Here is a 6,511-nt window from a genome sequence, read left to right as displayed (position 1 = left end):
ATGTCCAGGCCGTGCGTGACGCCGTCCCGCATCAGGTAGTCGATCAGCGCCCGTTTCAGTACGGGGTTGTTGTGGCCGTAGTTCAGTGACCCGGCGCCGGCGAAGAAGTCGAGGTACTGGTGCCCGTCCTCGTCGTACATGCGGCTGCCCTGCGCGCGGTCGAAGACGGTGGGCCAGCCACGGCAGTAGCTGCGCACCTCGGACTCCACGGTCTCGAAGACGCTCAGGTCGGGCTGGGTGATGGTCACGACGAATCGCTCCTCAGTGGGAAGTCAGGGTCAACGGGCCGATGCGGTACAGCACTTCGGGGTCGTGCGGGCCGTCCGGGAACAGTCCGGCGTCGAACAGGACCTCCCGTTCGACCCGCGCGCCGTGCCGGGCGGCGAAGGAGGTGAACAGCCGCTCGGAGGCGGTGTTGCCCGGGCTGATGGTGGTCTCGACGTCGGTGATCCGGTGCTCGGCGGCGAGCCGGGCGGTCAGCCCGTCGAGCAGCGCGGCGGCGAGGCCCTTGCCGCGGTACGCGGCGTCGACGGCCACCTGCCAGACGAGTAGGGTGTGCGGCCGCTCGGGCCGTACGTACCCGGTGATGAAACCGACCGGCTCCCCGTCCTCCCGGCGCACCACTGCGGAGGTGCCGGCGAAGTCACGGCACCACAGCAGGTAGCTGTAGGAGGAGTTCAGGTCGAGGGCCTCGGAGTCCCGGGCGATACGCCACAGGGCGGCTCCGTCGGCCACCGACGGGCGGTCTATGAGCAGGTCTGCTGGTGCGGCGGTCATGCGGATTGAATTTACCGAGCGAAATTGAAAAATGCATGGAGGGTGGGGGTTTCCTGCGCGCTTGTTCTGTGTTATCACGCGGGCGCGGGCAGGTACGCGACCTGCTGGTGTGATGTCCGCATTTGACCCGGAGGAAAGTGGTGAAACGGACGCGGTGTGTAACGCGTCACAGCCATGTAACCCCCGCGAGATCTGCCCGGATTACCTCGCTCGACGTTCGCGAAATCTTTGCGTTTAGGGTCGTGAGAAGCGGGCAGAAGAAGACGGGAAGCTACCCATGGGAATAGGGCTGAAATAAGGGAATGGAATTCCCTGAAATAGATGTGTGTGTTAATTCAGGCGCCGATCGCGCCGTCGATGCGTTCGCGCAGGATGTCCGCGTGGCCGTTGTGCCGGGCGTACTCCTCGATCATGTGGATCAGCACCCAGCGCAGGGAGACCTCCAGCCCGGCCATCGGCCCGTCCACCACGCGCCCGGTGGCCTCCAGCGAGCGCCCGGCGCACAGCTCCTGCCCACGGGCCACCTCGCGGCGCCAGATCGCCAGCGCCTCGTCCAGCCCCCGGTCGGGGTCGAGGACGTACCCGGTCTCCTCGCCGAAGACCGGCGGGACGTCGAGGCCCGCGAACACCCGCTGGAACCAGTTCCGCTCCACCTCGGCCAGGTGCTGCACCAGCCCGAGCAGCGTCATGGAGGACGGCTCGGCCGCCGCCAGCCGCACCTGCCCGTCGTTCAGTCCCGCGCACTTCAGCTCCAGCGTGGCCCGGTGGAAGGCGAGCCAGCTCTCCAGCATGGGCCGCTCCTCCCCGGTCAGCAGCGGCACGGGGCGACCGTCGGGCAGCGTCTGATGCGCGTCGTTGGCCATGGCCCGAGCATGGCACGCCGTACGACGGTCGGGCCTCCGCCGACACGTCCGCACCGGAGGCACGGCGGCCGCCCCGCCCGGCCGACGTCCACGCAGACCCGGCGTGCGTCCGGGTGGGCCCGGGGTGCGTCGGCTCGCGCGTGGCTGTGGGGGCTGGCGCGCAGCCTGGGTGTGCTCAGGCCGGGCTTGCGGTGGCTGGGGCAGGCCCTGCGGTGGCTCAGGTCCGGCGTGTCTCGGCTCGCGCTCGGCCTGCGTCCACGTGGGCCCGGAGTGCGTCGGCGCGCCCGCCCGGCCTAGGTTCGGGTAGGCCCGGGGTGTGTCGGGGCGCGCCTGGCTTGTGGCGGTTGGCGCCCGGCCTGGGTGTGCTCAGGGGGCCGGGCTGCGGTGGCTGGCGTCCGGCCTGGGCTGGCTCAGGTTCGGCTTGCTATGGCCTGCGCCCGCGCTGCGTCCGTGCAGGCCTGCCGTGCGCCTGGTCGCGCCCGACCCGGGGCGGCGCAGGCCTGGCTCACGCCTGCATTGCGCCCGCGCGGGCCCGTCGTGTCTTGGCTCGCGTTCGGCCTGCGTCGGTCCACGCGCGGCCTGCGGTGGCTCGCGCCCGCCCTGCGTCCGCGCGCGCCGGGCCTGTGGCTGGCGCCTGGCCCGGGTGTGCTCAGGCGGCCGGGCTTGCGGTGGCTGGCGTCCGGCCTGGGCTGGCTCAGGTTCGGCTTGCGATGGTCCGCGCCCGCGCTGCGTCCGCGCAGGCCCGGCGTGCGCCGGCTCACGCCAGGCCCGGAGCCGCGCAGGCTCGGCTTGCGGTGGCTCACGCCTGCCCTGCGTCCGCGCGGGCCCGTCGTGTCTCGGCTCGCGTTCCGCCTGCGTCGGTCCACGCCCGGCCCGCGTCAGCTCGCGCCCGGCCTGCGTCCGCTCACGCCGGTCCGCGGCTGCTCACCCCCGGCCCGCGTCAGCTCACCCCCGGCCCGCGTCCGCTCACACCGGGCCGGCGTCCGCTCACCCCCTGCCCGCGTCCGCTCACCCCCCGCCCGCAGCCGGGCGCGTACCTCTTTCGTCGTCAGTGCCAGGCGGTGTCCGCGGCTTGCAGGGCCGCCTGCAGGTCGACGTTCAGGGACCTCTCCGTCATGGCCGTCGCCAGTGCCGTCAGGCTGCCACGTACCGTGCCCGGTGTCGCGGCGGGGCCGTAGTGGTTGACGCGGATCATCTCCTTGGCCAGCGCGCCCCCGCCCGCGGCCAGCGGCAGTGCCGGGTCGCTCGCCAGGGCGCGGGCGACCAGCTCCGAGGCGTCCACGCCGGACGGCGCCCGCAGTGTCGTGGCCACCGGCGCCGCCTCCGCGGCCCGGTCCACATACGGCTCCAGGCCGCCGCCCAGCGCCACCGCGCCCGCGCGGGTGGCCGCGGCGGCACGCGCGTGCCGGGCCGTCACCGCGTCGATACCGTCCGCCTCGATGCGGTCCAGGCATGCCTCCAGCGCCAGCATCTCCAGCTGCGCCGGCGCGTGCGGCAGCGCCCGGCGGCCGCCGTCGAGCCAGCGCTCCTTCCAGTCCAGCAGGGAGAGGTACGACCGTCGCGGCGCCCCGGGGTTGGCCGCCATCCGCGCCCATGCCCGCTCGCTCACCGACACCGCCGACACCCCGGCCGGCCCGCCCATCGCCTTCTGCGCCCCGATGACGCACAGGTCGACGCCCCACGCGTCCACCAGCACCGGCTCGGCGCCGACGGAGGCCACCGCGTCCAGGTAGAACAGCGCGCCGTGCTCCCGCACCACCGGGCCGACCTCGGCGACCGGGTTGGTGTTGCCGGTCGCCGCCTCCGCGTGCACCAGCGACACGAAGTCGATCTCCGGGTGCTCGGCGAGGGCCTCACGGATCTGCTCGGCGCTCACCGCCGTGCGGAACGGCACCGGCAGATCGATCACGCGCGCCCCGCAGTCCCGCAGCCAGTCGCCGAAGGTCTGCCCGTACGGCCCGGTGATCACGTTCAGAGCGGTCGTGCCCGGCCCGGCGGTCGCGCGGATCGCGCCCTCCAGCGGCAGCAGCGCCTCGCCCTGCATGATCAGCACGTCCTGCGTGGTGGAGAGCAGCCGGGCCACCCGGTCCTCGATGGAGGCGAAGCGGGCGGCGCTCAGCGGGGCGAGGTCCAGGAAGGGGTGGGTCACGGCGGTGCTCTCTTCACTTCACGGGTACGACTCACGGGGTACAGCCGTCGTCGAGGGTAACCGTCGCCCCCGAGGCTCCTCCCGTCGCGGCGTCTTGGGCGGGTTGGTCCCCGTTGCCCGGCGCGTCTTTCTAAGGTGAGACCGCCCCGTAACCATCGGTTTGATTTGAGAGGCCCAAACCTCTCCTTATAATCGGAACTCTCAGTTCCAACACAGGAGGCTCCCCCGTGAACACGCTCCCCGGGCGCCGGACCCGCGTTCTGGCCGCCACCACCGCGACGGCCGGGCTGATGCTCGTGGCCGCGTGCACCTCCACCAACAGCGGCGGCTCCAAGTCCGCCGCCGGCGGGGTCGAGCTGGTCAAGGCCGGGCAGCTGACCACCTGCACCCACCTGCCGTACCCGCCGTTCCAGTCGGAGATCGGCGGCAAGGTGCAGGGCTTCGACGTGTCCCTGATCGACCTGGTCGCCAAGGACCTCGGCGTGAAGCAGGAGATCCTCGACACCCCGTTCGAGAACTTCAAGACCGGCGCCTTCCTCAACGCCGGCAAGTGCGACCTGGCCGCGGCCGGCATGACCATCACCGCGGAGCGCAAGAAGAACGTCGACTTCTCCGACCCCTACTTCGACGCCACCCAGGCCGTCCTGGTCGACAAGAACAGCGGTGTGAACTCCCTCGCCGACGTCAAGGCCAAGGGCGTCAAGCTGGGCGCCCAGGCGCAGACCACCGGCGAGGACTACGCCAAGAGCAAGGGCTTCGACCCGGTCTCCTTCGAGTCCTCCGACGCCGTCATCAACGGCCTGCGCACCGGCCAGGTCAAGGCCGTCATCATCGACTACCCCGTGGTTCAGGGCTGGCTGAAGGACAAGGCCAACGCGGACAAGTTCAAGGTCGTCGACAACCTCAAGACCGGTGAGCAGTACGGCTTCACCGTCAAGAAGGGCAACACCAAGCTGCGCGAGGCCATCAACAAGGCGATCGCGAAGGCCAAGGCCGACGGCACGTACAAGAAGCTGTACGAGCAGTGGATCGGCCCCTACGACGCCTCCGTCGCCTCGCCCGCCGCCTCATGACCGCGACGGACACCGAACTCCAGCCTCGCAAGAAGGGCCTGACCCGGCGTCAGAAGCGCAGCGTCTCACGCGGCGCGCAGTACGCCGTCTTCGTCGCCGCCGTGATCGCGCTCGCGGTCACGGCGGACTGGGGGCGGCTGAAGAACCAGTTCGCGCAGGGCAGCATCGCGCGCCAGATGTTCCCGGACGTCATCACGCTCGCGCTGAAGAACACCGTGCTGTACACGGTGTCCGGCTTCGTCGTCGGACTCGCGCTCGGCATGCTGATCGCGCTGATGCGGCTGTCGTCCGTCGGCCCCTACCGCTGGGTCGCCGGCATCTACATCGAGATCTTCCGCGGCCTGCCAGCCCTGCTGATCTTCATCTTCATCGGTGTCGCCGTCCCGCTAGCCTTCCCCGGCACCGAGATCGTCGGCGGCACGTACGGCAAGGTCGCCATCGCGCTCGGACTGGTCGCCGCCGCCTACATGGCGGAGACCATCCGCGCCGGCATCCAGGCCGTGCCCAAGGGGCAGATGGAGGCCGCCCGTTCGCTGGGCTTCTCGCCCGCCCGCGCGATGATCTCCGTGGTCATCCCGCAGGCGTTCCGGATCATCCTGCCGCCGCTGACCAACGAACTCGTCCTGCTCTTCAAGGACTCCTCGCTCGTCCTCTTCCTCGGTGTCACGCTGGAGGAACGCGACCTGTCCAAGTACGGGCGCGACCTCGCCAGCACGACCGCCAACTCCACCCCGATCCTTGTGGCCGGCCTGTGCTACCTGCTGATCACGATCCCGCTCGGCTTCGTCGTGCGCCGCATGGAGGCCAAGGCCCAGGAGGCCGTCAAGTGAGCCGACCCGAGATCGAGATCAGGGACCTGCACAAGTCCTTCGGCGACAACGAGGTGCTGCGCGGCATCGACCTGGAGATCGGCCAGGGCGAGGTCGTCTGCGTCATCGGCCCCTCCGGCTCCGGCAAGTCCACGCTGCTGCGCTGCGTCAACCTCCTCGAGGAGCCCGGCAAGGGCCAGGTCTTCGTGGGCGGCACCGAGGTCACCGACCCGGACGTCGACATCGACGCCGTACGCCGCCGTATCGGCATGGTGTTCCAGCAGTTCAACCTCTTCCCGCACCTGACGGTGACCGAGAACCTCACGCTGCCGCAGCGCAGGGTCCTCAGGACGGACAAGGCGACGGCCGCGAGGGTGGCCGCGCAGAACCTGGAGCGCGTCGGCCTGTCCGAGAAGGCGGACGCCTACCCGTCCTCCCTCTCCGGCGGCCAGCAGCAGCGCGTCGCCATCGCGCGGGCGCTCGCCATGGGCCCCGAGGTGATGCTGTTCGACGAGCCGACCTCCGCGCTCGACCCGGAGCTGGTCGGCGACGTCCTCGCCGTCATGCGCAGGCTCGCGCGGGAGGGCATGACGATGATGGTCGTCACCCACGAGATGACTTTCGCCCGCGAGGTCGCCGACCGGGTCGTCTTCATGGACGGCGGCGTGATCGTCGAGGACGGCAGCCCCGAGCAGGTCATCACCCACCCCCGCCACGAGCGCACCCGCCACTTCCTCTCCCGCCTCCTCGACCCGGCGATGGCCGAGGTGGAGGAGGAGACGTCCGACCAGGTGGGCCAGGGCGAGTAGGGGCTCTCTTCAACGCCGGGCTGCGGCTCAT

General features: G+C 71.0%; 7 protein-coding genes. 3 read left to right on the top strand and 4 right to left on the bottom strand.

The window, feature by feature from the left end; translation table 11 throughout:
* The 4 genes from AC0B9F_RS35420 to AC0B9F_RS35405 form a co-directional block, all read right to left on the bottom strand.
* Positions 1–248, bottom strand: a 248-nt coding sequence (locus AC0B9F_RS35420) for an aminotransferase class III-fold pyridoxal phosphate-dependent enzyme (RefSeq protein ID WP_472009558.1), incomplete at its 3' end; no start/stop codon positions are given.
* A gap of 13 nt (positions 249–261) precedes the next feature.
* Positions 262–777, bottom strand: coding sequence for a diaminobutyrate acetyltransferase (gene ectA / locus AC0B9F_RS35415; RefSeq protein WP_472009556.1), 516 nt, complete (start codon positions 775–777; stop codon positions 262–264).
* A gap of 335 nt (positions 778–1,112) precedes the next feature.
* Entirely contained in the window at positions 1,113–1,640 is a 528-nt protein-coding gene (locus tag AC0B9F_RS35410) for a DinB family protein (protein WP_472009554.1), read from the bottom strand.
* 1,048 nt (positions 1,641–2,688) lie between these two features.
* Positions 2,689–3,789: a pyridoxal-phosphate-dependent aminotransferase family protein gene (locus tag AC0B9F_RS35405; RefSeq protein ID WP_472009552.1), complete on the bottom strand. Its 1,101-nt coding sequence runs from the start codon at positions 3,787–3,789 to the stop codon at positions 2,689–2,691.
* 227 nt (positions 3,790–4,016) lie between these two features.
* On the opposite strand from AC0B9F_RS35405, the gene AC0B9F_RS35400 reads away from it, so the two are divergent.
* Genes AC0B9F_RS35400 through AC0B9F_RS35390 form a run of 3 tightly spaced genes read left to right on the top strand, consistent with a single transcriptional unit; the run spans position 4,017 to position 6,480 of the window.
* Positions 4,017–4,862 (top strand): transporter substrate-binding domain-containing protein, encoded by an 846-nt coding sequence (locus tag AC0B9F_RS35400; protein ID WP_472009550.1) that lies wholly within the window; start codon positions 4,017–4,019, stop codon positions 4,860–4,862.
* Complete coding sequence (locus tag AC0B9F_RS35395) at positions 4,859–5,692, top strand: amino acid ABC transporter permease (RefSeq protein ID WP_472009548.1); 834 nt, start codon at positions 4,859–4,861, stop codon at positions 5,690–5,692. Before AC0B9F_RS35400 ends, AC0B9F_RS35395 begins: the two co-directional genes overlap by 4 nt.
* Positions 5,689–6,480 carry an amino acid ABC transporter ATP-binding protein gene (locus AC0B9F_RS35390; RefSeq protein WP_472009547.1) on the top strand — a complete coding sequence of 264 codons (792 nt, stop codon included), beginning with the start codon at positions 5,689–5,691 and terminating at the stop codon, positions 6,478–6,480. The genes AC0B9F_RS35395 and AC0B9F_RS35390 overlap by 4 nt, the downstream gene beginning before the upstream one ends.
* Positions 6,481–6,511 lie beyond the last annotated feature (31 nt).

It is taken from the genome of Streptomyces sp. NPDC097129 (assembly GCF_055668065.1).
Note: the sequence above shows the minus strand (reverse complement) of the source record. Positions and strands in the feature narration are given on the sequence as shown.